23 protein-coding genes are annotated in these 26,194 nt (G+C 68.8%); 13 read left to right on the top strand and 10 right to left on the bottom strand.

The window, feature by feature from the left end; translation table 11 throughout:
* The first annotated feature begins 10 nt into the window (after window positions 1–10).
* Complete coding sequence (locus ACRYCC_RS38070) at window positions 11–526, top strand: hypothetical protein (RefSeq protein WP_433818931.1); 516 nt, start codon at window positions 11–13, stop codon at window positions 524–526.
* 22 nt (window positions 527–548) lie between these two features.
* Here the strand turns inward: ACRYCC_RS38070 and ACRYCC_RS38065 are convergent, their stop codons facing one another.
* Entirely contained in the window at window positions 549–2,852 is a 2,304-nt protein-coding gene (locus tag ACRYCC_RS38065; protein WP_433818930.1) for a molybdopterin-dependent oxidoreductase, read from the bottom strand.
* Window positions 2,853–3,075: 223 nt separating this feature from the next.
* Between ACRYCC_RS38065 and ACRYCC_RS38060 the strand changes: the two genes are divergently transcribed.
* The gene (locus ACRYCC_RS38060; protein ID WP_433818929.1) at window positions 3,076–3,687 is read left to right on the top strand and encodes a DUF1349 domain-containing protein; all 612 of its coding nucleotides are present in this window, start codon (window positions 3,076–3,078) and stop codon (window positions 3,685–3,687) included.
* Between the two features lie 162 nt (window positions 3,688–3,849).
* Here ACRYCC_RS38060 and ACRYCC_RS38055 read toward each other — a convergent pair whose 3' ends face one another.
* From ACRYCC_RS38055 to ACRYCC_RS38045, 3 genes are all read right to left on the bottom strand, one after another.
* Entirely contained in the window at window positions 3,850–5,337 is a 1,488-nt protein-coding gene (locus tag ACRYCC_RS38055) for a hypothetical protein (RefSeq protein WP_433818928.1), read from the bottom strand.
* Window positions 5,338–5,801: 464 nt separating this feature from the next.
* Entirely contained in the window at window positions 5,802–6,524 is a 723-nt protein-coding gene (locus ACRYCC_RS38050) for a hypothetical protein (RefSeq protein ID WP_433818927.1), read from the bottom strand.
* A gap of 127 nt (window positions 6,525–6,651) precedes the next feature.
* Complete coding sequence (locus ACRYCC_RS38045; protein WP_433818926.1) at window positions 6,652–7,068, bottom strand: VOC family protein; 417 nt, start codon at window positions 7,066–7,068, stop codon at window positions 6,652–6,654.
* Window positions 7,069–7,292: 224 nt separating this feature from the next.
* Between ACRYCC_RS38045 and ACRYCC_RS38040 the strand changes: the two genes are divergently transcribed.
* Window positions 7,293–7,880: a dihydrofolate reductase family protein gene (locus tag ACRYCC_RS38040; protein ID WP_433818925.1), complete on the top strand. Its 588-nt coding sequence runs from the start codon at window positions 7,293–7,295 to the stop codon at window positions 7,878–7,880.
* Window positions 7,881–8,019: 139 nt separating this feature from the next.
* Here ACRYCC_RS38040 and pdxR read toward each other — a convergent pair whose 3' ends face one another.
* Window positions 8,020–9,420 (bottom strand): MocR-like pyridoxine biosynthesis transcription factor PdxR, encoded by a 1,401-nt coding sequence (pdxR, locus tag ACRYCC_RS38035; protein WP_433818924.1) that lies wholly within the window; start codon window positions 9,418–9,420, stop codon window positions 8,020–8,022.
* Window positions 9,421–9,835: 415 nt separating this feature from the next.
* Here pdxR and ACRYCC_RS38030 point away from each other — a divergent pair, with 415 nt between their 5' ends.
* The 3 genes from ACRYCC_RS38030 to ACRYCC_RS38020 all read left to right on the top strand — a co-directional run bounded on the left by ACRYCC_RS38030 (window position 9,836) and on the right by ACRYCC_RS38020 (window position 12,487).
* Window positions 9,836–10,531 (top strand): hypothetical protein, encoded by a 696-nt coding sequence (locus ACRYCC_RS38030; RefSeq protein WP_433818923.1) that lies wholly within the window; start codon window positions 9,836–9,838, stop codon window positions 10,529–10,531.
* 94 nt (window positions 10,532–10,625) lie between these two features.
* On the top strand, window positions 10,626–11,534 hold the full coding sequence (locus ACRYCC_RS38025) for a hypothetical protein (protein ID WP_433818922.1): 909 nt from the start codon (window positions 10,626–10,628) through the stop codon (window positions 11,532–11,534).
* 53 nt (window positions 11,535–11,587) lie between these two features.
* Entirely contained in the window at window positions 11,588–12,487 is a 900-nt protein-coding gene (locus ACRYCC_RS38020; protein ID WP_433818921.1) for a hypothetical protein, read from the top strand.
* Between the two features lie 78 nt (window positions 12,488–12,565).
* Here the strand turns inward: ACRYCC_RS38020 and ACRYCC_RS38015 are convergent, their stop codons facing one another.
* Entirely contained in the window at window positions 12,566–12,979 is a 414-nt protein-coding gene (locus ACRYCC_RS38015) for a winged helix-turn-helix transcriptional regulator (protein WP_433818920.1), read from the bottom strand.
* Window positions 12,980–13,064: 85 nt separating this feature from the next.
* Here ACRYCC_RS38015 and ACRYCC_RS38010 point away from each other — a divergent pair, with 85 nt between their 5' ends.
* Window positions 13,065–13,877 (top strand): NAD(P)H-binding protein, encoded by an 813-nt coding sequence (locus ACRYCC_RS38010; RefSeq protein ID WP_433818919.1) that lies wholly within the window; start codon window positions 13,065–13,067, stop codon window positions 13,875–13,877.
* A 175-nt stretch (window positions 13,878–14,052) separates the two neighbouring features.
* On the opposite strand, the gene ACRYCC_RS38005 is transcribed toward ACRYCC_RS38010, so the two are convergent.
* Complete coding sequence (locus ACRYCC_RS38005) at window positions 14,053–14,622, bottom strand: TetR/AcrR family transcriptional regulator (protein ID WP_433818918.1); 570 nt, start codon at window positions 14,620–14,622, stop codon at window positions 14,053–14,055.
* Window positions 14,623–14,707: 85 nt separating this feature from the next.
* Between ACRYCC_RS38005 and ACRYCC_RS38000 the strand changes: the two genes are divergently transcribed.
* From ACRYCC_RS38000 to ACRYCC_RS37975, 6 genes are all read left to right on the top strand, one after another.
* Entirely contained in the window at window positions 14,708–15,127 is a 420-nt protein-coding gene (locus ACRYCC_RS38000) for a nuclear transport factor 2 family protein (protein ID WP_433818917.1), read from the top strand.
* Window positions 15,128–15,433: 306 nt separating this feature from the next.
* The gene (locus ACRYCC_RS37995) at window positions 15,434–17,194 is read left to right on the top strand and encodes an alpha/beta hydrolase (RefSeq protein WP_433818916.1); all 1,761 of its coding nucleotides are present in this window, start codon (window positions 15,434–15,436) and stop codon (window positions 17,192–17,194) included.
* Window positions 17,151–17,783, top strand: coding sequence for a hypothetical protein (locus ACRYCC_RS37990; RefSeq protein WP_433818915.1), 633 nt, complete (start codon window positions 17,151–17,153; stop codon window positions 17,781–17,783). Before ACRYCC_RS37995 ends, ACRYCC_RS37990 begins: the two co-directional genes overlap by 44 nt.
* Window positions 17,784–17,997: 214 nt before the next feature.
* Window positions 17,998–18,549 carry a DUF4240 domain-containing protein gene (locus tag ACRYCC_RS37985; RefSeq protein ID WP_433818914.1) on the top strand — a complete coding sequence of 184 codons (552 nt, stop codon included), beginning with the start codon at window positions 17,998–18,000 and terminating at the stop codon, window positions 18,547–18,549.
* A 477-nt stretch (window positions 18,550–19,026) separates the two neighbouring features.
* Entirely contained in the window at window positions 19,027–21,228 is a 2,202-nt protein-coding gene (locus tag ACRYCC_RS37980) for a serine/threonine-protein kinase (RefSeq protein WP_433818913.1), read from the top strand.
* 57 nt (window positions 21,229–21,285) lie between these two features.
* The gene (locus tag ACRYCC_RS37975; protein WP_433818912.1) at window positions 21,286–22,173 is read left to right on the top strand and encodes a hypothetical protein; all 888 of its coding nucleotides are present in this window, start codon (window positions 21,286–21,288) and stop codon (window positions 22,171–22,173) included.
* A gap of 68 nt (window positions 22,174–22,241) precedes the next feature.
* On the opposite strand, the gene ACRYCC_RS37970 is transcribed toward ACRYCC_RS37975, so the two are convergent.
* The 3 genes from ACRYCC_RS37970 to gcvPA are packed head-to-tail and all read right to left on the bottom strand — an operon-like array spanning window position 22,242 to window position 26,166.
* Window positions 22,242–23,213 carry a 3-hydroxyacyl-CoA dehydrogenase gene (locus ACRYCC_RS37970; protein ID WP_433818911.1) on the bottom strand — a complete coding sequence of 324 codons (972 nt, stop codon included), beginning with the start codon at window positions 23,211–23,213 and terminating at the stop codon, window positions 22,242–22,244.
* On the bottom strand, window positions 23,210–24,775 hold the full coding sequence (gene gcvPB, locus ACRYCC_RS37965) for an aminomethyl-transferring glycine dehydrogenase subunit GcvPB (RefSeq protein WP_433818910.1): 1,566 nt from the start codon (window positions 24,773–24,775) through the stop codon (window positions 23,210–23,212). Before gcvPB ends, ACRYCC_RS37970 begins: the two co-directional genes overlap by 4 nt.
* The gene (gene gcvPA / locus ACRYCC_RS37960; protein WP_433818909.1) at window positions 24,772–26,166 is read right to left on the bottom strand and encodes an aminomethyl-transferring glycine dehydrogenase subunit GcvPA; all 1,395 of its coding nucleotides are present in this window, start codon (window positions 26,164–26,166) and stop codon (window positions 24,772–24,774) included. Before gcvPA ends, gcvPB begins: the two co-directional genes overlap by 4 nt.
* Window positions 26,167–26,194: the final 28 nt, after the last annotated feature.

Genomic DNA, 26,194 nt, shown 5'->3' with positions numbered 1-26,194 from the left:
CGATGACCGTATGCGCGTCAACCGAAGGACCGCCTACGCGGCGTTCACGTGGGTGATGGTCTTTCTCGCCTGGCATGTCGTCTGGGCCGTCACCGGCCTGGAGTTCCCCACGCCGTCGGATCACCAGGGGACCGAGCGTGTCCTCGCGGAGCTGTCCACGGCGGTCGTCCTCACCATGGTCGTCGTCGGGATCCTGGTGCCGGTGGCCCTCGCCCGGCCGTGGGGCCGCCGGATTCCGCGCTGGATGCTCGTCTCCGCCGCGTGGGCGGGGTGCGTGCTCCTCGGCGGACGCGGGCTCATCGGCGTGGCCGACAGCCTGGGCCGCGCCACCGGGATCCTGCCCCGGGGGCTCACCGGGCTGACGACCGCACAGGTCATGGGGACCGGGCATCCGTCGGCCTGGGCGTTGTTCGCCGGCGGCGCGACCGACGTGCTCTTCGTGATCGGGGGCCTGGCGTTCGGTCTCGCCGCCCTCGGCTACCAGCGGCTCTCGCCGGCCCGCACCGCCCGGTCGGCCACCGGGTGAGGAGCCCGCGTACGGACCCGGCTCATCGTCCCGGGGCCACCGCCGGCTCCAGGACCTCGAGCCGGGCGGGGACGTGCTTGTGCCACGGGGTGCCCGCCCACTCGTCGCGGTCCTCGGCGGCGGTGAGCTCGTTGGGCGCGATGCCGGTGACGACCGGCGTGCCGTCCGGGCCGGGGACCGACAGGCCCAGCCCGTTCGGCAGGGACAGATGGCCCGGGCGCATCCGGTCGGTGGGCTCGACGGTGACCTCGGCGCTGCCACGCCGGGTGGTCAGCCGTACCCGGTCGCCGGCGGTCACGCCGAGCCGTTCCGCGTCCGCGGTGCTCATGTGGAGGGCGCCGCCGGGGTCGCGCTTGCGCCAGGCGGGATCGCGCAGGATCGTGTTGGCGGTGAAGGGCCGGCGTTCGCCCGCGGACAGCACGTACGGCCAGTCCCCCTCGGGCTCCGGGAGCGGCCGGTCGGCGACGGCCGCGACCTGTGCGAGGAGCTCGGCGAGGTCCAGCTGGATCCTGCGGCCCTTCAGCCGGGTCCACGTCTCGTCCTGCTCGTCATCGGTGATGACCACGCCGTGCGGTCCGGCGAGGATCGCGTCGAACAGGCGATCACCGGCTTCCAGGCCCGTACCGTGGCCGGCGCGTGCCACCCCGGCGGGGTTCTCGAAGGCGCACCGGTGGGCGGCGGCCCAGAGTACGGCCGCGGCCGCGGCATCGCCGGGCAGGGTCGGGCCGAGCGTGCGGTACAGCAGCACCGAGACCAGCCTGGCGAGACGAGGCTCGGCTGCGACCGTCTCCTGGAAGGCCTTGGCGAACTGCGCACGGCCCTGCGCCGCCGCCTCCCGGAGCGGGGCGTAGTCGGCTTCGCCGAGCGCTCCGGCGGCCTCGACCAGGCGGGCGTGGATCTCCGGCTCGGGCATGACGCCGTCCGGCGCCGCCAGGACCGGGTGGCGCAGGTGGAAGACGTTGCGTGGGAACTCGAAGTTGAAGAAGGTCGCCTCGTACTTCTCGTACTGGGTGGGTGCCGGCAGCACGTAGTCGGCGAGGCGGGCGGTCTCGGTCATCGCCACGTCGATGACCACGACCAGTTCCAGGGACCGGAGGGCCTCGCGCATCCGGGCCGAGTCGGCGACCGAGTGCGCGGGGTTGCCGCTCTCGACGAGCATGGCCCGGTAACGAGCGGGATGGTCGGTGAGGATCTCGTCCGCGATGACGTTGCAGGGCACCAGGCCGCTGATGATGGGGGCCTTGACGACCGGGCTCCTGCGGACCTGCTCGGACGGCAGCCCGCGGTCCCGGGCGATGGGCACCAGGCTGGAGAAGACGTACTGTGCCCCGCGCTTGCCCAGGTTGCCGGTGAGCAGCCAGACCAGCTTCTCCACGTAGCTGACCAGCGTCGAGTCCTTGTTCATCTGCACGCCGAGGTCCTCCAGGACCGCGACGGAGGAGGCGCCGGCGATCCTGCGGGCGGCGGCCCGCACCAGGTCCTCCGGCACCCCGGAGACCTCGCAGTAGCGGTCGACCGGCACACCGCCCAGGACGGCCCGTACGGCCTCCAGCCCGTCGGCGTGCTCGGTCAGCCATTCGGTGGCGATCAGGTCCTCCTGGACCAGGACCGCCGCCAGCGCGGTGAGCAGATAGATGTCCGTGCCGGGCCGTACCTGCAGATGGAAGTCGGCGAGCTCGGCGCTCTCGGTGTGTACCGGATCGATCACGATCATGGACCGGGCGGGATCCTTGGCGATCTCCTTGAGGACCGAGCGTGCCCGCGGGAAGCCGTGCGACTGGTACGGGTTCTTGCCGACGAACACCGCGACCTCGCAGTGCTCGATGTCGGCCCGGTGCGCCGCTCCGAGCATCCGGGCGCTCACCCAGAAATCGCCCGTCTTTTCCTGGGCCAGCGCGCTCGAGCGGTAGCGCGCCCCGAACGCCGCCAGCGTGGCGGACGAGTAGGCCCCGCCCAGATGGTTGCCCTGACCACCACCGCCGTAGTAGAAGATCGACTCTCCGCCGTACGCCTGCTGGATCCCCTTGAAGCGTTCGGCGATCTCGCTGATCGCGGTGTCCCAGTCGATCTCCTCGAACGTGCCGTCCGGGCGGCGCCGCAGCGGCCGGGTGATCCGGCCGGTCCGGCCGTTCTGGTAGTGGTCGAGGCGCAGGGCCTTGTTGCAGGTGTACCCCTGTGACGAGGGGTGGAGCCTGTCCCCGCGGACCCGGTCGAACGACCGGCCGTTCTCGCCGATCAGGATCTCGACTCCGCAGTTGCACTCGCACAGGATGCAGGCGCTCGACCGCCAGTCACCCGTGGTGGTCCGCTGCCCTGACATCGCCATTCGGATCTCCCGGCTCCCCGAGCGACCTCGGTCACTCGTCGGTGATACGGCGCCGCCCGCCCCCTACCAGAGTGAGTTGCATTACAAAACTATATGGTGACGTGCGGCTGCGCCACCCCTGGCGGATCGGACCCGTGCTGAACCGCTCCCGGCGTCCCGGGGGTTCTGGATCTTCACGACCGGGCACTGGCGGCTGTCGGGAGAGATCAGTACGTTCGTGGCCGTGACCGGATTCGTGGTGGTGCCAGGTCTGCCCGTTCCCTTGCGCCCGGCCGGGGAGCCGGCCGGCTGGGTCTTCGACGAGGTCTCCGGAGCCTTGACGGTGACGGCAGGGCCGGGCACCGACATGTTCGTCGACCCGGCCGACGGCACGAGCACCGTCAAGGCCCCGCGCCTGGTCGCCCCCGTCGAGGGCGACTTTCAGCTGAGCGCCCGGGTCCGGGTCGGCTTCGGCCATGACTACGACGCCGGTGTGCTCCTGCTGTACGCCGACGACCGGCACTGGGCCAAGCTCTGCTTCGAGTACTCACCCCAGCACACGCCCATGGTGGTCACCGTCGTCACCCGCGGCGTCTCCGACGACGCGAACGCCTTCACCGCCGACGGAGACGAGATCCTCCTGCGCGTCTCCCGCCTCGGCCGGGCCTACGCCTTCCACGCCTCGGCCGACGACGGCCGTTTCTGGCGGCTGGTCCGCTACTTCGACCTCGACACCGCAGCCACGGTCGAGGTCGGCTTCGAGGCGCAGTCGCCCACCGGTCCCGGCTGCCCGGTGACCTTCGACCGGATCGGCCTTCTGCCGGCCCGCCTGGCCCAACTGCGCGACGGAAGCTGATCGCCTCAGCGCTTGGTCCGCGTGTAGCGCCACAGCGCATGGCGGCGGAACCGCGGCCCGGGCAGCAGCCGATCGGCCGTGTCCCTGTGCGCCACCGCACCCCGAGGCGCCGGCCCCGCTTCAGGTGGACACTTCATCGAGTCGAGCGGTGGGTATCCGGGATCAGGTGCCCAGCAGTTCGTGCAGAGGCCAGCCGTCGGGGTCCTCGACGATCCTGAGAGCCAGTTGTGCCCTCGTCGCGAGATCGAGTGGGCTGATCTCGGTGGCCGTGTAACCGTGGGCGATACGGTCGAGCGCCGCACCAACGAGAGGCCCGGCCGTACGCAGAGATGCGCGCAGCGCCACCGACCTGGTCGACCCTCCGTGGAGCACGATGTTGCGTTGACGATAAAGGCGCCGCAACGCACCTCGGAGGTAGCCGTTCACCCGTCCCAGAGTCCTGTACGGGTGTTCCACCAACTCGCTCATACGGCGGAGCGCGGCCAGGTCAGGTGGCGCGATCTGGGGTAGTGGCACACCTGAATTGAGCCACCGGACCAGGATTCGGACTCGATCCCGATTCTCGTCCCCGACCGATGCCAGTTCCAGGCAGAGCCTCGTGTCGGCGGACAGCACCTCCTTTCGATAGCTGAGCGCGGTCAGTTCCGCACGCGGCCATCCCGCCGCGACGAGTGCCGCGGCGCGATCCGCTGCAACGGCCCGGCCCTCGTCCCGATCCGCCTCATCGGTGTCGCAGAAGAGCAGGGACTCCAGCGATGCCCATGCGCCTGCGACGGCGGTGCTCGGCGAGCTTCCGGTCAGCGGCGCGGCCAGTTCGAGCGCGTCATCGATCCTGAACCCGTCGGCTTCGGCGACAGGCGCATCGAAAAGCACACCTGCCTTCTCCAGCGCACGGATGCTCACAGCCTGGTCACCTCGCTCGAAGTCCTGGGGCTCGGCCACTCCCGTGATGAACAGCTTCGGGTGTGCGATCAGGTCCCGGGAGCCCCGCAGATAGCGAACGCGGTTGCGTAACCGATCGAAGACTTCGGTCATCTCGAGTGCTGCGGAGTAAGGGTCTCGGGCACGGACCCGGAAGGACAGCCCGCCGCTGTTCCTGATGGAGGTGTGCTGAGGAAAGTCCGTCGCCAAGAGAGCGCTGACGGTCTCCTTCGACAGCCAGCGCGCTGATTTCGAGGCGACGTCCGCGGCGGGCACCTTGCCCTGGAGAAGCACGAACCCAGAGAACTCCCGCTCGCCCTCAGCCTCCATCTCGATGAACAGCCCGAGCAGATCCTCAACGCTGCCGGCGCCGCCGAGCCGTGACTTGATCTCTCGTCGCAGGTGAGCGGGATGGAGGCCCTGATCGAGCATATGGGCGGCGACACATCGCGCGGCGCGTTCCATGTGCGGCTCACGTCCTTTGACGATGAGCGCTTGCCAGCGTGAAAGGTATCCCTCGGCGACCACATCGGCCAGCAGGCTCAATGTGCGCTGTTCGCGGGTACCCGGCTTCACCGGGCGTCGGCAGATCTCATGCAATTGACGGCGCACCAGCCCATCTCCGATGGCCATATCCGCGCCGAGACGTGGCAATAGGGATTCCTGGGAATACCATGAGGTCGCTGCGGCGGACAGGACACGCCTGCCGACCCAGTCGGCGGCCTCCACGGCCTCATGTAGTGCGAGGACCGTTCCGAGATCCCAGAGCCGGCGATGCCAGGGCTGCCAGGGTTCCAGCAGTTCACAGACCCGGGCTCGTAAGAGCTCCCCGTACCGTGCCACGCTGGATCCTCCAACTGCTTCCCGCGATTTGATTGCCTGCCGGCGGGGCATGACCTATGGTGAGGAGCGAACTTAGGCCGGGGAGCCGCCCATCACGGGCCGCTCCCCATCGCCTTTTATGGAACTGATCACGCTCATACGTCAGCTGTTCAGCAGTCAGTTTGGGACAGTCTCGCAGGCTCCGCCACCAATTTTGGAATACCTGCTCTACTACTAGCGACATATGCGGACAAATGCTCTGCCCTTTCTCGCGGCCGCTTCCCTAGGCTTCGGGTCTCGACGTCGCGAGCCCTCGGCGAGACCGTTTGCCGAAGCGACCACGTACTCACCGAGGCAGCGCAGTCATCCGGCTACCCGGCGATCTCAGAGGCCGGGAGGGTGTCGTAGGTCTTGTAGGAGTAGTGGACCCGGATGGCCAGGCTGTTGGCGCCGGACGGTGAGGGCAGGCCGAAGCGGCGGTCGAGGAGCCGGGCGGCCGGGCCGCAGCCCGAGGCCCTGGGAACGGTGAAGGTGGTGTCGGTGCCGTCCATCCTGCGGATCGGCGGGTCCTGCGAGACCCACACCGCGCTGCCCGGCACCAGGGAGAGCCCGATCTTGATCGGCTCCGCATTCGACCCCAGCGTGCACCGGCCGCCGAGCAGGGGACTGACCAGGCGGAACTTCAAATCGATGAGGCCGCCGGGGGTCAGCAGGTCGGCGCTTCCCGCGGATTCGGGTCGGATGCCCAGGGGGAGGCCGAGCAGGCCGCCGGGCACCCGGGTCGTCCGCCCGTGCAGGCCGCTGAAGATCTGGCCCGAGGTGCCGTCGGGCAGCGGGCCTTCCGCGTGGGTCATGGCGGTGATGGTGAACGGCGTCGTGGCCGCCTTGCCGATCTTGACGGTGCCGGAGGCCACGTGCACCTCGCACCGCCATTTTGCCCGGTCGAGGCCCGCGGGGATCGGCGGGCAGTCCCGGTAGTCGAAGGTGGGCATCGCGTCAGCGGCGGCGGGGGGCTGCGCGCGGGCCATGGTGGGCCACAGCAGCACGGCCGCTGACGCGATACCGGTGGTGAGTGCGATCGACGTTGTCCGCATCGGACCGTCCTTTTTCTCGGAGGGGAACCAAACGCTCCAAGGTTCTAAGGACGGCTGCTCCGCCGCGATCAGGCCACCCGGTCAGATGATCAGGGGGATAACCCGACAGGCAACGTCGAGGGGCCGGTCAGGCGTCGGGGTCCGCCGGCTTGACCTCCTGGACGAGCCAGCCGTTGCCGTCCGGGTCGCTGAAGGACAGGAACGTGCCGTAGCTGCGCCGCTCGGGGTCCGGGCCGGGTGTCTGACCGGCCGGGCCGAAGTGGAAGGGCTCGCCGACGTCGGTGCCGCGTTCGGCGAGCTCGGCGCGTGCGGCGTCGATGTCGGAGACGATGAGGTGCAGTCCCTGGAGGGTGCCGGCGGCCTCGGTGTTGCGCATGAGGGCGATCGAGCACGCCGAGCCGGGCGGGGTCAGCTGTACGACGCGGAAGTCCTCGCCGGCGCGGTGGTCGACGTCGAGGTGGAAGTCGGTCTGCTCCAGGTAGAAGGCCTTGGCGCGATCCACGTCCGAGACGGGCACCACAATGAGTTCGAGCTTGTAGTCCACGATGCGATCTCCTTGGCATGTTCAGGTGGGGGTCACCGCTGTTCTGAGACGTACAACGTCGACCCGTGTGGAGACTCATCGGTCAGAGATGAAGATCTTTCGTCCGCTTGCGGCAAGGTCCCCGAAGACGGTTCCGCGCCGCTGTCGATTTCGGCGGTTCCTGAGTGTCGTGGAGGTAGAAGGAGCCGGCAAACGCGGCTCGAGTTCCACGTGGAGGCACTGGTATGAGGACGCTGATCGTTTCCGAGTACGTGACCCTGGACGGTGTGATGGAGGCCCCGGGCGGTGAGGCCGGCCATCCGCACACCGGCTGGGTCATCGACTACGAGGAGTCCGAGCAGATCGAGTACAAGCTGCAGGAGGTGCTCTCCGCCGAGATCCTGCTCATCGGACGGGTGACCTACGAGAGCTTCGCCGAGGCCTGGCCGGGCTATACGGGCGAGTTCGCCGACAGGATGAACGGCATGCCCAAGGTCGTGGTGTCCAGCACCCTGACCGATCCCGCCTGGAACAACACCACGGTGCTGCCGGGCGACGTGGTCAAGGCGGTGACCGAGCTGAAGGCGCAGGACGGCGGCCCCATCCTCGTCGCCGGCAGCAAGACTCTGGTCCACACCCTCCTGGACAACGACCTGGTCGATGAGCTGCGGCTGATGATCTTCCCCGTGACCATCGGTTCCGGCCTTCGGCTGTTTCCCGAGACGACCAAGAAGGCGCCGTGGAAGATGACCGCCACCCGGACGTTCCCCTCCGGCGCCCGGGTCGACACTTACCATCCGTGGACGGTGGCGGCGGACACTGACGACCGTTGACCTCATTCCGGCAGGCAGCGTCCGTCGGTGACCGAGGTGGTGAGTGCCTGCCGTCAGTGCCCTCTGGATTCCATGGGATCGCCGCGGACGGGGTGAGCACCGCGCATCGGCGCGTGCCGTCCTCCCGATCGGTCTGCCGTCACGTCCGGAGCGCATTGATCAGTGCGTCGAGGGCGTTGCCGTAGGCGTGTTCCGGTGGGGTGGCATAGCCGATGGCGATGCCGAGCGGAGCGTCCTCCGGCCGGTCGTAGAAGGCGGCGATGCCCTCGACGGCGACCCCGCACTCGGCCAGGCGGCCGAGGATACGGGCCTCCGGAACGCCGGTGCCGGGAAGCTGGAGGACGGCGTGCAGGCCTGCGGCGATCCCGGACAGATGCCCGTGCGGCAGATGCCGGGACACGGCGTCGCCGAGGCGGTCTCGCCGGCGACGGTAGCGGGTTCGGCAGCGGCGCAGATGCCGGTCGAGTTCACCGGTGCGGATGAGCCGAGCGAGCACGAGCTGGTCGATGACGCTGACGTAAGCCTCGTCCCAGCGCATGGACGCCCGTAGCGGCGCGACGAGGGCGGCGGGCACGACGATCCAGGCGACGCGCAGGCCGGGGGCGATGGTCTTGCTGGTGGTTCCGGCGTAGATGACGCGGTCGGGGGCCAGGCCCTGCAGCGCACCGACGGGCTGGCGGTCGTAGCGGAACTCGCCGTCGTAGTCGTCCTCCAGCACGTACGCCCCCGTCGTGCGGGCCCACGCCAGCAGCTGTGCCCGGCGGGCGGGGCTCAGGGTGACGCCGAGCGGGAACTGGTGGGCAGGGGTGACGGCAACGGCGTTCTCTCCGGTGAGGCGGTCGACGACCAGCCCGTCGGAGTCCACGGGGATGCGGGTCACCCGGAGCCCGGTCTCCTCGGCGAGAGCGGGATAGTCGGGCAGGAAAGGGTCCTCGAAGGCGATCGAGGACGCCCCCTGCCGGCGAAGTGCCTGGCAGACGAGCCGGAGGGCATGGGTGTAGCCGGCGCACACGATGATGCGCTCCGCGGTGGTCACCACGCCGCGGACCCGGCCGAGGTACTCCGCCAGCGCCTGTCTGAGCTCGGCGTCTCCGGCGGGGTCGCCGTAGCCGAACGTGGTGTGGGGGGTGGCCTGCAGAACCTGCCGGGTCGCCGCGAGCCATTCCCGCCGGGGGAAGGTCGACAGATCCGGGAGGCCCGGTCTCAGATCCGCCTCCGGCACGGGTGGCAACGAGCTGTGCGGCGACTGCGCGATCTCGGTCGCCGGTGCGGCCGGTTGATCGGCCACCCGGATACCCGACCGCGGCCGGGATGTCAGGTATCCCTCGGCGACGAGCTGGTCGTAGGCCTGCGTGACGGTGCCCCGTGCGACGCCCAGATCCCGGGCGAGCGTCCGCGAGGAGGGCAACGGTGTGCCCGGCGACAGCTGACCGCCTCGTACGGCGTCGCGCAGCGCGTGTTCCAGACCGGTCCGCAGGCCGTGTGCGGGGCCGAGCCGCAGGTGGAGGTCCAGCCCCAATCTGGACCACTCATCTTCCATGGATCTGGACTATATCGATGAGCCAGATCATTCGTAGCTTTCCTGGTATGAGACACATCGCCACGGCCGCCGGCCTCACCACCTATCTCCTGGGCCCTGCTCCGCGCTCGGCCACGGGCACGGCCAACCCCGAAGAGGTCGCGCTCGTAGCCCTTCACCTCCATCGGCGATCACGGCGCCCTCGATGGAGACGACGTCCCCGTGAGAGCCGCTCGGCCAGGCCTGTTCGCGCCGACTGTCCGGATGCTGGATAGGGATGGCCGATAGAGGCCGGGCCAGGCGTGGCGGTCGTCGTTGAAGCCGTACGGTGCCGTGAGCTATTCGTGTCGAGAGCTCGCCGGTCCGTTCCCGCTCCGTGATCGGGAAGGTGGGCCGCGTTGACCCGACCTCCGATGCGCGAGTGGAGCGGTAGCCGATGTCGAGGGCGCAGGACGCGGCGGCCGCGTTGCCCGGTGTCATACGGCTCGCCGAGGAGAACGCGTCGGCGCTGAGACGGGCGTTCCGGATCCTCCATGACGGGGCGCTGGTCGGCCCCGCGGCCGACACGCTCTTCAAGGGGATGTTCGGTCGGCACCAGCTCGTCCTCAGTGCTTTAAGCGGGGCGTTCGGCCAGGTCGAGCGGCTCGCCGCCACGGCGACGCCCCCGCCGAAGGTCGCTTCGCCGCGCTTGTCCGGCTCGCCGTCCGCGCCCCGTAAGGCCGCCGGTGAACGCAGCGGCGATCCGGAGCTGCTGTATCAGCTCGGGGTGGAGCTGGGCCGGGCCTGGCGGTCCTGGGAGGACGCCGGTCGCGCTCTGGCCGGCGTACTCAGCCGGTTGGGGCTGACCCCGGAGCACGGGCAGACGATCAGGCGTACGGGTGGGTGGCTCGCGGCGCAGAAGGCCGACCTGGAACGGCGCCGTGACGAGTTGCTCGGCGGCGACGGCGACCCCGGGCTTGGCGGCACACCGACGGCGGCCTTGCCCCAGGTGGAGGCGACCGGGTCGGCGAAGGCACCCGGCTCCACGTACAGCCTCAGCCGCGGGTTCGACCTGTGGTGGAACCACTACCTGCCCGGCGGCCCCTGGAGAAGGGTCTCGGCACCGATGGAGCCACGAAATCGGTCGAAATGATCGCTGAAGCCTTCGCTGAGTGGAAGTTGAGTCCACATCCCCGGCCCATCGCTTCGACGATCGGTAGGTTCATCGACGAGAACTTCAAGGGGAAATGATGGTGTCGATCGTCAGGCCCGCATCGATCTGCGCCGCGTGCACCCGTCTCAAGACCCTGCCCAATCCTGATCACGATCCCGGCGGTGAGTCTCCGTATACCGCGTTCATCCGCTTCTGTGAGGCGTTCCCCGACGGCATACCCGACGACATCGATCTAGGTGGGTTCGATCACCGGCTGCCCTACCCCGGCGACCACGGGGTTCGCTTCGAATTCGAGAGCGGCAAGGAGCTCCTCCTCAAGGGCTATGAGCGAGAGGTCGCTCCGGCTGTTAGAAGACGTGACATAACCGGCAGCGCGCAGGCATGGGCTCGAGAGGCCGCTGAGCTCAGACGCCGTCGACTGGCCGTGGTGGAGACCTTGCTCGACGCGGTGTTGTCCGTTCCCGTGCGGAGCGATGGCAGTTTGGCAGTGTGGGATCTGGAGGACTCGCTGTGGCTTCCGGTCTCGACCGCCGGAGAACTGTCGCTCGAATGGCAGGAGTCGGATGATCTCGCTGGATGGCAGATATTCTCCCTGGAGCGACTCGCCGCCCTCCTGCCCGAGGATGCCCTGCTGTACGTCGATGAGCGTGGCCCGCTCCTGCCAGCGCGAGACCTTGTCAGGGTCAGCCGCACACTTTTGCGAACGGCCCGCGCCCTCCGGGCCGGTCATGTGACCGTGGCGGTGCTCGCCGAGGAGTTCCGGCACGCCACTGTCTACCGCCAGACCTCGCAGACCTCGGAGCTGGTGCCGCTGGTCGGCACTCAGCAGATCCCTGTGTTCAGCTCGTTGCTCGGCCTGTCGATCTTTGCAGGTGAGACCACCTGGGCTACCTCTCTGGGACAGGAAGTGCTGGACCTTCTACCGGACGGTCATCAGCTCATCCTCGATCCCGGACAAGCACATGAGAGACGGTTGATCTAGTACAGCGCCTCGTGGCCTGGCCCACGCCGAACCCAGCGCAGGAAGGGGGGAAGATGGTGTCGATCGTCAGGCCTGCATCGATCTGCGCCGCATGCACTCGTATCAAGATCACATCTAACCCCGATGACGATGGACGGTCGCCATATACCACATTCATTCGCTTCTGTGCTGCCTTCCCAGAGGGCATCCCCGATGACATCGATCTAGGCGGTTTCGATCACCGGCTGCCTTACCCCGGTGACCAGGGGATTCGGTTCAAGTTCGAAGAGAGCGACGCGATTCTCCTCGGTGGTTACGAGAGAGAGGTCGCGCCGGAATGGCGAAGGCGTGATGTCACCGACAGCGCGAGGGTCTGGGCACAGAAGTCGGCAGAGCTCAGACGCCGTCGTCTGGCGGTGGTGGAGACCCTCCTCGACACGGAGCCGCTCATCCCCGTACTTGAGGACGGAACGCCGGCCTTGTCGGACGTGCTGGACCTGACCTGGCTGATGGCTTCGACGACCGGGCGGTTTCCGCCGGAGAGGGAAATGCCCGACGACTACGTGGGTTGGCAGCCGATCTCCGTAGACCAGCTCATCTCCAGGCTGCCGAAGGACGTCCACTTGTATGTGGATGAGCAGGGTCCGCTGATTCCCGTCCGCGACCTGCAAAAGGTCAGCTTCGCACTCTTGCGGGCAGTTCGCGGCCGACAAGCCGGCCAGGCCGGCCCGGAGATGCTGGCCGAGGAGTTCCGGCACTCCACCATCTACCGTCAGACCCGGCAGACCTCGGAGTTGGTGCCGCTGACCGGCACTCAGCAGGTCCCTGTGTTCAGCTCGTTGCTCGGCCTGTCGATCTTTGCGGGCGAGACCACCTGGGCCACCTCTCTGGGACAGGAAGTGCTGGACCTTCTACCGGACGGCTGCGAGCTCATCCTCGACCCCGATCAACCGCATGAGACACGGTTGATCTAGTGCTGCCCCGCAGAGATTCGTTGAGGGGTTGATCAAGTTCCCCCCGCCATAGTCGGCAAGGTGCTGGAACCCGCTTGTTCACCGGATTCCGGAGTTGGGATGTTCGGTATCCCATTCTTGGCGTGCTTGCGCGATGGCGTCGCGGTGTTCTGCCGACCAGTCCGTGAGGGCTTTGACCAGATACGTAAGGCTGTGGCCCATCGTCGTGAGCTCGTAGTCGACCTGCGGGGGCACCGTGGGGTGCACGGTCCGGGTGACCAGGCCGTCGCGTTCCAACCGGCGCACGGTGAGCGTCAGCATCCGCTGGGAGATACCGGGGATGGCGCGCTGTAGCTGTCGGAAGCGGCGGACGCCCTGGGCCAGTTCGACGATGACCAAGACCGACCATTTGTCGCCGATCCGGTCGAGTACCTCGCGGATCCCGCAGTCCTCGTGCTCGTCGCCGCAGCTGACAACGGGTTTGGCGGTTACTCCGGTGTGCCCCACTGACATGGAAATGCCTCCTTACGCTCCCTGGCGCAATACCGCAGGATGATCCCGGTTACGGAAGAGAACCTACTGGAACGGGAAGACCCTGATGATCCTGGTTACCGGCGCCACCGGCGCCCTGGGCACGCTGATCGCCGAGCGGCTGTCCGACCGCGACGACACCGTCCTTGGAACGCGCGAACCTCAGCAGCTCAAGGCCCCGCTGCCGGTCCGCCGCATCGACTTCGACGATCCCGGCACCCTCGCCGGGGGCTTCGAGGCGGTGGCTGTGCTGCTGATGATCTCCGCGGGCTACGGCGAGGATGACACCGTCATAGCCCGGCACGGTGCCGCCATCGCCGCCGCAGAGAAGGCCGGTGTGGGGCATGTCGTCTATACGAGCCTGACCGCCGACGGCGATCATCTTCCCTACGCGCTGGCGCACCGTTGGACCGAGCGGCGGCTCCAGGCGAGCACCATGGACTGGACGATCCTGCGCAATGGCCTGTACGCGGAGTTGCTGGGTGGTCTCGCGGCGCCGTCGGCCGACGGACGGATCACTGCCTCGCTCGGCGGGGGCCGACTGGCCGCCGTTGCACGGGCGGATCTGGCCGATGCCGCGGCACGTGTGACGGTGGAGGCCCCGGCTCACGCGGGGCGCATCTATGAACTCGTCGGCGAGCAGGCCATCGGCGGCGCCGATCTGGCCCGCGCGCACGGCCCGCACGTCGTCTATGAGCCGGAGACCCTCGCCCAGGCCCGCGCGCGCATCGCCGCTTCTGGCGCCGAGCCGTTCCAGGTGCCGATGCTGGTGGGCACCTACTCCGCCATCGCGGCCGGGTTCATGTCCCGCACTGGCGGTGATCTGCGTCAACTGCTGGGACGCGCACCCCACTCCGCGCTCGCAGCAGCCCTCGCATAGCCCCCACAGCAACCAGTCCGCGCCGCCAGGAAAGTGCCGCCGTTCTCCGCGATCAAATCGGCGCCCGCCGGTGGGGGCATGGTCAGCCGGTTGGTGTCGAACACCGACACCACCAGTTGCGGTGCCGGGTGAGTACGGGTCCAGATCCACAACTCGGGCCCTGTGATGGGCTCGATCAGCCGTCTGCGTGGGTGAGAGAGCGCAGGCAGGGGCGTAGGAGTTCGATGATCTGCTCTGGGGGCGCGTCGCGGAGGTCGTCGAACTTGAGGAGATGCCGGCTGACGACCACGCCGATGAGCGTGGCGCTGATCAGTGCCGCCCGCACGTCGGCGTCGTCGGTGGGGATGGCGCTGCTGAGTTGTGCCCGGTAGCGGGCGGACCCTTCGGCTGCGGCCTCGGAGGCCCCGGCATGGGTGAGCATCGAGCGCAGGACGGCCAGTGACGCGATCGGCTCGTGCACCAGCGAGTCGGCGAGTTTAGCGAGTACCTGTTCGGTGACCTCTTCCGGGGTGCCGCCGACGGGTTGGGCGGGTTCGGCGTGGGTGGCCCGCTGGAAGAGCTCCCGCTTGGAACCGAAGTAGTGCATGACCAGGCCGCCGTCCACTCCGGCGGCGGCGGCGACGGCCCGGATCGTGGTCTGGTCGTATCCCGACTCGGCGAACAGGCGACCCGCCGCGGCGAGGATCCGCGCTTCGGTGTTGCGGCGTTGCTCTGCCCGTGACAGGCGCGGTCTGGGCTCACTCACGGACTGATTCTACGGGTGTTGACCCATACCTGATTTTCGTTCTACATTCGTTCAATCAACAGTCGTTGAACGAATGGAGCCTCCCATGGGCCTGGCGACCCCCCGAGACGTCATCACGCGCAGACGGAGCCTGATCCTGGAGCACGACCTGAACGGCTTCGCCGACCTGTTCGCGGCAGATGGGGTGCTCGAGTTGCCGTTCGCGCCGCCGGGCATGCCCACGCGGCTCGAGGGCCGCGAGGTGATCCGCAGCTTCTCGGCCGGGTCGGGGACGTCGCTGATGCGGATCGAGGATATGTGGGCCACGCAGATCTACCAGACCACCGATCCCGAGGTGCTCATCGTCGAGCTCGAGACCAAGGCGGTGGTGGCCACGACAGGCGCCCCGTTCCAAGGCACGTCCGTGCAGGTGTTCCGGATCCGCGACGGCGAGATCCTGTTGTTCCGCGACTACTGGAACCCGCAAGGCCTGGCGCGGGCACTCAACAAACCTGATCTGACTTGATGTGTTGACCGATGATCACCAAGATCGTCGCGTACGATGCCGCTTTGAAGTGAACGACCCTCCGGACTCCATTCGCGCAGGTAGCATCGTGGATTCGTCTCGTGCAATGGCGTCACGAACAGGCGATCGGCAACTTTAGTCATCTCGGTAGCATGTTCTGGTTCTGGTGGGTCCGTGGTCTTGATTAGGTCTGGTGGATCTGATTGTTCGGCGGCAAAATGAGCGTTTTATATGCGTTCAGCGGTTTGCGCCGCGGCACGGGTGTGCACCGCCGGACGAGTGGCCGTTGATCCACGGGGGTGGCGGATGGCGAGTCCCGAAGCTGCGGCGAGAGCGTTGCTGGAGGTGGCCAGGCTGGGAGAGGAGTACGGCTCCAGGCTGGACGGGGCGTACCGCCTGCTGGATGAAGGGGCGCTGGTCGGCCCTGCCGCTTATGCGCTGTTCACTGGGATGAGCGAGCAGCATCGCGCGGTAAGAAATGCGTTCTTGGATGCGTTCGACCAGGTGCACCGGCTGGCCCGGCGTGCACAGCCGCCTACGAGCGTTAAGCCCCCGTACCTCCGTCATCCGCCGCTGGGATTGGTGCCCGCTGCAAAGGGAGTACTTTCCGGGAGCCCGGAGCAGCTGAACCTGCTGGCCGGTGAGCTGACCCGCACCGGGCGGGGATGGGAGGAGGCCGGCAAGATCCTCGGCGGGATCCTCGGCAATCTGGGCCTGAGCCGTGGCCCGGGGATGACGATCGGGCGAGCCGGGGCGTGGGCCGTGTCGGAGAAGCGCGACCTCGATCGGCGCCGCAACGAGCTGCTCAAATCCGATGAGGGCGGTGTCTTCACCAAGGTGGTCCAAGGGCCGCTGGACGCGGTGATGATGGCGACTCTGGCTGAGCGGGATCCCGCGCTGGCTGCTCGCCTAGAAGGGGCGGGGGTGAACCTGTCCCAGATCCCCACTGGCTCGGCGACCGATGTCAACACCTGGTGGAAGACCCTGACCGCCGAGCAGCGGGTGCTGTACATCCAGGCGTTCCCGTCGCGCATCGGCTGGACCAACGGTGTTCCTTCGGCCGACCGCGACAAGGCCAACCGGCTCACCCTGACCACCAGGCTTGCAGAGCTGCAGGGCAAACCGGCCGGTCGGCTGACCATATTCGAGCAGCGCGACCTCCGGCGCTTGAAGAAGCTCGACCTGAAGCTCAGGGCCATTGCTGCGGACGGGAAACCTGTATACCTCCTCGGCTTTGACTCCACGACCGCAGGACCGTGGGATGGCTACGGCCAGCAAGGCGGGCCACTCGCGGGCGAACTCCCGAAGATCGTGGTCGACGGTACCCCGGGGCCGGATGGCCGGGTGATCGTCGCGATTGGCAACCCTGATACGGCCGCCCATACCGGTGTCTATGTGCCTGGCACGACCACTCAGCTGGACACGATCGCCGGTGACATCGACCGGGCGGAGAATTTGTACAGCAGAGGGCAGCGGTATTCGCCCGGCCAGGTATCGGTGATCACGTGGTTGGGTTATGACGCGCCTGATGCCATCGTCAAGGATGCCCCTGTGGACAAGTACGCATCTGTCGGGGCCCCCGAATTGGACGGCTTTGTCAAGGGGCTGCGAGCGGTACAAGGCCAGGGGCATCGCCACCTCACGGCGATCGGGCACAGCTACGGCTCGACCGTGATCGGCGTCGCGGCCAAGGGCGGTGGCCTCCACGTCGACGACATCATCGTCGCCGGCAGCCCTGGGATGCATGTCCCGCACGCCAGGGACCTGCATATTGACCCCGATCACGTATGGGCGGAGAAGGCCGAGGGGGATCCGGTCCCGGACATTGGCCGCTGGGGCCACGGAAGACCGGACAGGGCAGCGGATCCGCTCTATCCGCTGGTGCCCTCCGACCCGGAGTTCGGCGGCCATCACCTGACCACCGACACCCACGGGCACAGTGCCTACTGGGATCTGAACACCAAGAGCCTTGAGAATCAGGCGAAGGTCCTCACCCAGACCAACCAGAATGCTGATCCGTCCGATGACCCGGAGCTTCAAGACCCGCCTCGAGTCGCCCGGAACTAGCAGATCGAGGCTCGCAGAGATGATCCGACGATGGAGACTCCTCGTACCTGAAGTCGTACTGGCGGTGCTACTGACCAGCTGCATGCATGGAGGGTCGACCCCGCACGTGAATCCCAACGAGAAGCTACCGTTCGCTCGCCCTGAGGCTGTGGCCGCACTGCTCACCAAGTACAGAAAGGAGATCGAGGAAGGGCTCGGGCTGGGTAAACCGCTCATCGACCCGTCCGTCACTCCCAGCCCCTGCGGAGACGAGACGCGAGCCAGGAAGGTGAAGGGCGAGAATTCGAATCTGGACTCCTGGTATGTCGACTACAGCCCCTACTCCGAGGTCGTCATCGCCTACGTCAATCTCACCTCGAGAGATCAGATCGGGACTGCGATCACTCATCTACGGGACAGCCTGCAGAAGGCTGGTTGGAAGATCATCGAGTTCAATCCCGATCATGGTCAGAAGGCGGCGGAACTGGCAGCGGAAGCACCAGAGGCCGGCTACGGAACCCGCATTGAGGGCGTCACCACAGACCCTCGTCAGCCTCGGATCGGCGTCGACATCTCCTCACCCTGCCTGCGCCACCCGGACGAGCAGTAGAAGTGATCCATCCAGAACGCGCGGACAGTCCCCTGCCCGGCCGGTTCGGCTCACCGGACCGGCTGCGCTGACCCAGCCGTAGGGGGATGGCCTTTTCGGGCATCGGTCGACGATTTGCCACAGGCCTGGATCGACAGGGCAATCTACTCGGGACAACGGTCCGGCTGCAGGCAGCTGGTGACCGCCGTACGCGTCTTTACTGGGGGTGGCCGAGGTGGACGTCGACACGTGGTGGGGCTTGATCGAGCGGGCCCGGGCTCAGGTGGGGGAGCGCGCCGACGACCGGGACTCGCCGGACGACCCACTGGTGAATGCCCTGACCGAGTTGCTCGTCGCGCTGGAGCCTGAGCAGATCATCGCCTTCAAGCGTCGGTTCGGCGAGGTGTCGGGCTCGGCCTATCGGTATCCGCTGTGGACGGCGGCCGAGCTGATCGAGGGCGGTTGCGGCGACGATGGCTTCATGGACTTTCGTGCCGGTCTGATCCTTCAGGGGCGTACGACGTTCGAGTGGGCGGTGGCCGATCCCGACTCGCTGGCCGGGCTGCCCGTGGTGATCAGGATGGCCGGTGACGAGGGCGGCTGGATCGGTTGTGAGGCCATGAACTACGCACCGCGCAACGCCTACGCCCGGAAACTCGGCGAGACCGGCTCCTTCGACGCGGCACTGAGCGGGCCGCGCCCGCCCCGGCAACCGTCGGGTGAGCACTGGACCTCGGAGGAGCGGACTCGGGAGCGCCTTCCCCGCCTCTCCGCGCTGTTCCTGTGACAGAAGCAGGTTGAAAGCCGCCGTTGATCCAACTGACGTCCACGGATCTTCGCAAGGCGAATAGTGGCGAGCCGTCGCGGAGGGCAGGTGCTTCGCGGAGTCCGGCTGCTGAATCCACGGCGCAGCACCCGCTCGGCAGGTCGAAGACCCCGAGAAGGGCATGGGACCACCCTCAACGGACATTCCCCTGCTACCGGACGTCAACGGCTCGCCAGGACAGACCAGGTCGTACTCGACATGGCATCGTTCCTGTCCGTCCTTTGTGTCCGAAACTGTGTGCGTATTAATACCCTTATGGCTAAGGGTTGCAGAGAGGTATTTGATGGGTTCTACTAGCTATGCTCAGCGTTGGTGTAGTTGGTAATGGAAATGACGTTCTAGATCGGGCGGTATTCGAGATCTTGGTCGCGGGGACCCGGCCCTGAAATCGATCATTATCTGCAGCTTTCCTGGGGGATACAAATGAGTACCTGGCGGTTGGACGGGTTTTCTGAGATCGGGGAGCTCGGTTCAGGAGCACAGGGACGCGTGGTGCTGGCCCGGCGCGGAGAGTCGGGCCCGTTCGTGGCGATCAAGTACGTGTTCGACACGGGCCAGGGGGACACTCGCATTCCCTCCCAGCGTGAGGCGCAGATTCTGTCGTCGGTGGACAACCGGCACGTCGCCCGCCTGCACGGACTGGTGGAAGGCCCCAGCGGCGTGGCGATCGTCATGGAGGCCGTCGAGGGCGTCTCCCTGGACAAACTGCTGCGCGAGTACGGTGCGCTGGAGCCGGAAGCCGCTCTGCTCGTGCTGAAGGGGTCCCTGCTCGGGCTGGGTGCGGCGCACGCGGTGGGCGTGGTGCACCGCGACTACAAGCCCGCCAATGTGATCGTTCAGGCCGACGGCGTCAGCAAGCTGATCGACTTCGGGATCGCCACGCCGTCCGGGGAGCGGTCGCTGACCGGTACGCCGGCGTACATGGCACCGGAGCAGTGGAGCGGCGAACCGGCCACTCCCGCGACCGACGTGTACGCGGCCACCTGTGTGTTCTTCGAGTGCGTGACGGGGCATCCGCCGTACGCGGGCGACAACCAGATGGCGCTGATGGTCCAGCACACCACCGCCGCCCCGCCGGTGGTCCAGGTGCCCGAGCCGTTGCGGATGCTCGTCGCGCACGGCATGGCCAAGGAGGCGGTGCAGCGCCCGCCCGGAGCGGCGGAGTTCCTGGTCGAGCTGGAAGCCGCCGCGGTCGAGGCCTACGGCGAGGACTGGGAGCGCCGCGGCCTCATCCTGCTCGGCGCCGGCGCCGCGGCCCTGGCGGCACTGTTCCCGCAGGCAGCGGCCACCGGCGCGGCCGGTACGACCATCGCCGGATCGACGCTCGGCGAGAGCGTGATGGGCACTGTGGGCACGGTCAGCCGTGAGGCCGTCCGGCTCGGCCGTCCCCGGCTCCTGGCCACCGCCGCCGTGGCCGCCGTCGCGGTCGTCGCCATCGCCGCGGTGGCCCTGGTGCTCACCAAGCAGAGCAGGCCGATCGCCCTCACCAGGCCGGGAGCGTCCGCCTCCCCGTCGGTCCCGACCCCGGCTCCGACCGCGACGGCGTCCCCGGCCGATTCCCCGACCCCGGCCGTGACGCCTACCGCGACCCCGGCCGTGACGCCGACCGAGCCGTCTCCGTCTCCGTCCCAGCCGGCGCCGTCGCCGAGCGACGTCGTACCGGCCGGGAACCCGACCACGGGACCGCCGGCCACGAACGGGACCACCCCGCCGGTGGTCCAGGCCTGTCCCCGGCTGACGCCGCCGGCGGGCTCCTTCGGTTCCCTCCAGGTGAAGCAGACGGCGACCGAGTCCTTCTCCTTCCCGTGGAACCCCTGCTACAGCGCGGCTGGCATCACCCTCCGGGGCGATCCCGCGTTCAGCCGGCAGCTGACCGCCTGCCCGCCCGCGTCCGGTACGGGCACGTGCCGGATCCAGGTGACCTTCGCCCCCACCTCCTCGGGCACGCACCAGGCGACGCTGGTCATCCCGGACAAGACCGGTGCCGACGCGGTGACCATCGACCTCACCGGTGTCGCGGAATCCACCGACTGCTTCCCGTACACCTCGGCCCGGGACATCGGTGAGGTGCCGGTGAACACCACCAAGCAGATGAGCTTCACCTACCCGTGGCGATCGTGCGACGCGGTGGAACAGATGCGGGTGGTGGACGAGAGCGGTCAGTTCACCGCGGCGCTGTCGGACTGCCCCCCGCCGGCCGGCACCGACCAGTGCTCCTTCACCGTGAGCTTCACCCCGAGCGACGCCGGGCCGCAGTCCGCGACCATGCTCATCCCCAGTGACACCGGCGGCCAGGCGGTGCGGATCACGCTGACCGGGACCGGGACCGGAACAGGTGAGAACACGGAGGTGGCGACGTCGGCCACCCCGGAGCCGGCGGTGACCAAGCCGGTCCTCGGCGTGTCCGAGCCGCCCTCGTCCGACCCGCAGCCGTCCACCGGGCCGTCCACGTCCGGGCCCGTTCCGCAGCCGTCCAAGCCCAAGCCGGTGCCGTCCACGTCCAAGCCCGATCCGGAACCGGCCGGGTCGAAGCCCGACCCGGAGCCGCCCACCTCCAAGCCCGACCCGGAGGTGAGCACCCCACCCGGCTCCGAGGCGGACGTCGCACCCCAGTCCAAGGCGTCCCCGACCGCGCCATGAGACGGCCATGGCCGAAACCTCCAAGACGGCCGCCGCCGCCAGGCCCACACTTGACGGATGGACATCGATCTGGCCGCGGCCGCGGCCTTCATGGCCACTCACGCCCGGGTGCTCGACCGGCGGCGCTTCCAGGCGCTCCTGGGGGAGTGCGACCCCGCTGCCGTACTGGCAGCCCTCGACGGCTACCGGAACGCCGACGGCGGCTACGGCTGGGGGCTCGAGCCCGACCTGCGGTCGCCGGGCAGCCAGCCCGGGGCGGCGCTGCACGCGTTCGAGGTCTTCGAGGAGATCGGCCCCGCCACGGCCCCGCAGGCCGTAGGGCTCTGTGACTGGCTGTCGTCGGTGTCACTGCCGGACGGCGGCCTTCCGTTCGCGCTCCCGGTAGGCGGCCCGGCCGGTTGCGCGCCGTTCTGGGCGCAGGCCGACCCCACGGCGTCCTCGCTGCAGATCACCGCCATCGTGGCGGCCAACGCCCACCGGGTCGCCGCCCGCGACCCCGCCGTCGCCGCGCACCCCTGGCTCGCCCAGGCCACCCGGTACTGCCTGGCCGCCATCGAGGCGATCGACGAGGTCCCACACGCGCTCGTCCTGGCCTTCGCGATGCGGTTCCTGGACGCGGCGCACGACACCCACCCCGAGGCGTCCCGCCTCCTCGATCACCTGGGCGCGTACATTCCGGCCGGCGGGCTGATGCACGTACAAGGCGGGCTGGAGGACGAGATGATGCGCCCGCTCGACTTCGCACCCGCCCCCGACCGCCCGGTGCGGGCGTTCTTCACCCCGGAGGCGATCTCCGCCGAGCTGCGGCGGCTGGCCGGCCGGCAGCAGGACGACGGCGGCTGGTCCGTCGACTTCGCCAGCTACTCACCCGCGGCCGCACTCGAATGGCGCGGCTACACGACGGTGCGCGCCGTGTCGATCCTGCGGGGCGACTCGCTCGCCTGACCGGTCGTCGTCCACAGCGGGTACGGCCCGTACAGGGAAGGCATGACATCCTGGCCGGGGGTGACGGCTCACGCGAAGCCGTCGAACAGGCCGGGGTCCTCACGCCGGGCCTGCTCGAGCCGCATGAGCGCGCGGTCGCGGCGGCTCACATGCGCGGCCCACTCCCGGCTCGGCAGGATCTCGTGCACGCTCGACGCCACCTGGGCCACCAGGCCGGGCGTCCACGGATCGTGCTGTCCCCGTTCCGCTCCCATGCGGGCGTACGCGGGGCCGAGCAGCTCGGCGTGCCGCTCGATGCCGCCCCGCGTGTTCAGCTCCGCGGTCGCGAACGGCCCGAGGACCGACCAGCGCCGGCCCAGCCCGGAGCTGACGACGCGGTCGATGTCGGCGGGTGTGGCGATGCCGTCCCGGACGAGGCAGTAGGCCTCGCGCAACAGCGCGCCCTGCAGGCGGTTGAAGACGAAGCCCTCGTTCTCCTTGCCCACCAGCACGGGCACCATGCCCGCGGCGGACAGCAGCTCCCGCGCGCGGCGGACCGTCTCCGGGTCGGTGAACGGCGCGGGAGCGAGTTCCGCGATCGGCAGGAGGTACGGCGGATTGCCGGGATGTACGACGAGGCACCGCGCCCGCCCGGCGAGCCCCTCCGCGAACCGGGAACAGGGGATCATCGACGTGGAGCTGGCCAGCACCACCTCGGGGCCGGTGCGCCGGTCGAGCTCGGCGAACAGCTCCCGCTTGACCGCGAGCGACTCGACCACGCATTCCTGGACGTACACCACCCCGTCGAGCGCCTCGCCGAGGTCGCCCGCGACGGTCACCAGACCGAGCACGGCGGCGACCTCGGCCCCGACGAGGCCGAAACCGTCGAGCTCGCCCAGCCGGCCCTCGATCTCGGAGAGCGCCGTCGCGGCCCGATCGGGGTCGGCGTCGTACAGCCTGACCGGGTGACCGGCCCGCGCGAACACGATCGCCCACGCCGCGCCGATGCTGCCCGCGCCGACGATCCCGATGGCCGGCGCGGGCGGCGGCTGCTCGCTCACGGCGCGACCCCGGCGGCCCGGTCTGCGTTCTTGCGCCGGTAGGCGCGCCACGTCGTGGCCCAGCGGGACGGGTCGTCCAGCGACGATCCGTCGATCTGCGCCACGACCTGGTTGTGCGGCGCCGACTTGACCATCGCGGGGTCGTTGCGCCCTTCCTCCATCACGTGCGCAAGCACGTCGATCCAGTAGTCGATGTCCTCCAGCGACCATCCCTCGCCGGCCTCGGGCGTGAACGGTTCCGGCACGATCCACGGCTCGTGGCTGAGCCAGAACGCGTCGACACCGAAGTCGGTCATGCGGTTCTGGATGTCGGTGGCGGTGACGCCGGTCTGCTCGGTGTACTCGCCGAGGCTGAACCGGGTCATCTCCAGCCGCCGCAGGGTCAGGTGGTCGAAGGACTTGGTGACGCCGGGGATCTCGAGCAGCCGCGACTCCATGTAGTTATTGGCCAGCACCGAGAGGTCGGCCGCCTCCCGGATGCCGTCGGCCCCCATCGCCAGCAGCCACGAGTATGCCTTCACGACCTGGGGCAGGTTGCCGAGGAACTCGCGCACGCGGCCGATGCCCGACTCGTTCTCGCGCCGCTCGTAGCCGGAGTCGGTCTGGAACACCAGCGGGCCCGGCAGGAAGCGTTCGAGCTCGGGGCTGCAGCCGTAGGCGCCGACGGCCGGGCCGCCGCCGCCCTTGGGGACGCCGAACGTCTTGTGCAGCATGAACATGCACGCGTCGAAGCCCAGCTCCGCCGCCCGGACGCGCCCCATCACCCCGTTGAAGTTGGCGTGGTCGTAGAAGCACAGGCCACCGGCCTCGTGCACGACGTCGACCCACTGCTTGATGTGCGGGTTGTAGATGCCCATGTCATCCGGGTTGTTGATCATCAACGAGGCCGTACGGTCGCTCACCACGGCCCGCAGCGCGTCGAGCGAGGGGTAACCGTCTCGTTCGACGGGCAGCGTGATGACGTTGAATCCGGCCGCCGCGGCGGTCGCCGGATTGCAGGGGTGGGCCTGCGCGGTGGTGATGATGTCGCGCCGCTGTCCGAGCTCACCGCGTGACTCGTGGTAGGCGCGCGTGACGCACGCATGCAGGTAGGCGGCAGCGGCCCCGCCACCGGCCTGGAAGACGAACCGGCCCATCCCGGAGAGCTCGCGCAGCATCAGGTCGAACCGGTGGACGATCTCGAGCAGCCCCTGCACGCTGCTGTCGTCCTGGTGCGGGTGGACCTCGGCGACCTGGTCACGGGCGGCGAGCAGCTCGTTGACCCGGGGGTTGTACTTCATCGTGCACGTGCCGAAGAGGCTGATCCCGATCATGCCCATCGTCTGCTGCGACAGGCGCAGGTAGTGCCGCAGCACGTCGGGTTCGGACGCCTCCGGGAGTGCCGGCGGCGTCGCGCGGCGCATGCCGGGCGGCAGCAGGTCCTCCACGCCGGTGCCCTCGATGGGACGGGGCGGTACGGTGCCGCGGCGGCCGGTCGCCCCCTGCTCCATGATCAGTGGCTCGTCCCAGACCGCGGCGTGGTAGCGACGCGTGATGCCGTTCGTCCCGTTCGTCTCGTTCATGCCGTGACCGCCTCGTGCAGGGCGCTGACCAGCGCGGTGATGTCGTCTGCCGTGTGGATCTCGGTGACGCAGTAGAGCGCCGCCTGGCCGAGCTCGGGGAAGTCCGCCGAGAGGTCCTTGCCGCCGAAGACGCCCCGGCCGCGCAGCACGTCGTTGATCGCCGCGACGGACCGGCCGGTGCCGTTGAAGTCCACGACGAACTCCTTGAAGAACCCCGAGGTCCAGAGGATCCGGACTCCCGGTATCTCCCCGACGCGCCGGGCCGCGTACGCGCTGTTGCGCACGATGGTCTCCCCGAGGTCGGCGAACCCCCGCGGTCCCATCAGGGCCATGTACACGGCGTTCACCACCGCCCAGAGGTAGACCGAGTTGCCGGTCCAGTCGTTGCCGTCCTCCCGCGACCCGTACGAGGACTGGTGGAACAGCGTCATGCCGAACGCGCGCTCCCCGGGGACGATCGTGTCGCACAGGCTGACCTGCAGGGTCGGGTACTCGCGGGCGTAGCGCTCGTCGTCGCGGGTGGCGATGAAGCCGCCGACGCCGCCGCCGGCGTTGAGGTGGACGCCGAGGGGCTGGGTGGTGCCCACGACGATGTCGGCGCCGTACTCCGGCGGCGGCATGAGCACACCCAGCGAGATCGGGTCGACTCCGACGATCGTCTCGGCGCCGCGTTCGCGGGCGAGCCGCGCCACGGCGGCGGCGTCGGCCTCGATGACGCCCAGGAAGTTGGGGGTCTCCAGGTAGACGGCCGCGGTCGCGTCGTTCACCTTCGCGGCGAGGTCGGCCAGGTCCACGCGGCCGGTGGCGGGGTCGTGCCGGACGACGACCACGGTGATCGGGTCGTTGCCCTCGCCCGGGCCGCAGTAGGTCCTGATGACCGCGAGCCGCTCGGGGTCGAGCGTGCTCGGCACGATCACCTCACGCCGGCCGGTGAGACGTGCCGCCATCCGCACGGCGTGACCGGCCGCCGCACCCCAGCTGTAGACCGGCAGGCCGACGAAGTCCATGCCGACCAGTTCGCCGAGCTGCGAGGCGTACTCGAACCAGGCCTGGTTGCGGCCGTGGTCGGACGAGGGGGTGCCCCAGACCGGGGTCAGGAACTCGCTGCGCGAGGCGATCTCGTCGCAGACGGCCGGCACGTAGTGCTGCCAGCACCCGGCGCCCAGGAAGTTGAGGTTCTCGGCGCAGCTGTCGTTGCGGTCGAGCAGCCGCCGTACGTGCCGGCGCACCGTCGACTCGGCCTGGATCCCGGCGTCGAGGGCGATCGGCTTCGCCGTGAGGTGTTCGGCGGGGATCTGCTCGAACAGCTCGTCGACGGCCGAGATGCTGATCGCCCGCATCATCGCGCTCTTCGCCTCCGGCGTCGAGTTCGGCATGTATGGATGTGCCATCACGGTCCCTTCTGTGCACATGCTCGTT

Source organism: Actinomadura scrupuli, from assembly GCF_050971785.1.
Lineage (GTDB): Bacteria > Actinomycetota > Actinomycetes > Streptosporangiales > Streptosporangiaceae > Actinomadura_E > Actinomadura_E scrupuli.
This window is presented reverse-complemented; position numbering and strand designations above follow the sequence as displayed.

Coding starts and splice junctions, on each gene's coding strand:
- gcvPB (WP_433818910.1), bottom strand. CDS start 24,775: ATGAACGAGACGAACGGGACGAACGGCATCACGCGTCGCTACCACGCC.
- pdxR (WP_433818924.1), bottom strand. CDS start 9,420: ATGGAAGATGAGTGGTCCAGATTGGGGCTGGACCTCCACCTGCGGCTC.
- ACRYCC_RS38015 (WP_433818920.1), bottom strand. CDS start 12,979: ATGTCAGTGGGGCACACCGGAGTAACCGCCAAACCCGTTGTCAGCTGC.
- ACRYCC_RS38050 (WP_433818927.1), bottom strand. CDS start 6,524: ATGCGGACAACGTCGATCGCACTCACCACCGGTATCGCGTCAGCGGCC.
- ACRYCC_RS37990 (WP_433818915.1), top strand. CDS start 17,151: ATGACCCGGAGCTTCAAGACCCGCCTCGAGTCGCCCGGAACTAGCAGA.
- ACRYCC_RS38000 (WP_433818917.1), top strand. CDS start 14,708: ATGGGCCTGGCGACCCCCCGAGACGTCATCACGCGCAGACGGAGCCTG.
- ACRYCC_RS38030 (WP_433818923.1), top strand. CDS start 9,836: ATGTCGAGGGCGCAGGACGCGGCGGCCGCGTTGCCCGGTGTCATACGG.
- ACRYCC_RS38040 (WP_433818925.1), top strand. CDS start 7,293: ATGAGGACGCTGATCGTTTCCGAGTACGTGACCCTGGACGGTGTGATG.
- gcvPA (WP_433818909.1), bottom strand. CDS start 26,166: ATGGCACATCCATACATGCCGAACTCGACGCCGGAGGCGAAGAGCGCG.
- ACRYCC_RS37975 (WP_433818912.1), top strand. CDS start 21,286: ATGGACATCGATCTGGCCGCGGCCGCGGCCTTCATGGCCACTCACGCC.
- ACRYCC_RS38065 (WP_433818930.1), bottom strand. CDS start 2,852: ATGGCGATGTCAGGGCAGCGGACCACCACGGGTGACTGGCGGTCGAGC.
- ACRYCC_RS38010 (WP_433818919.1), top strand. CDS start 13,065: ATGATCCTGGTTACCGGCGCCACCGGCGCCCTGGGCACGCTGATCGCC.
- ACRYCC_RS37995 (WP_433818916.1), top strand. CDS start 15,434: ATGGCGAGTCCCGAAGCTGCGGCGAGAGCGTTGCTGGAGGTGGCCAGG.
- ACRYCC_RS38020 (WP_433818921.1), top strand. CDS start 11,588: ATGGTGTCGATCGTCAGGCCTGCATCGATCTGCGCCGCATGCACTCGT.
- ACRYCC_RS38025 (WP_433818922.1), top strand. CDS start 10,626: ATGATGGTGTCGATCGTCAGGCCCGCATCGATCTGCGCCGCGTGCACC.
- ACRYCC_RS38070 (WP_433818931.1), top strand. CDS start 11: ATGCGCGTCAACCGAAGGACCGCCTACGCGGCGTTCACGTGGGTGATG.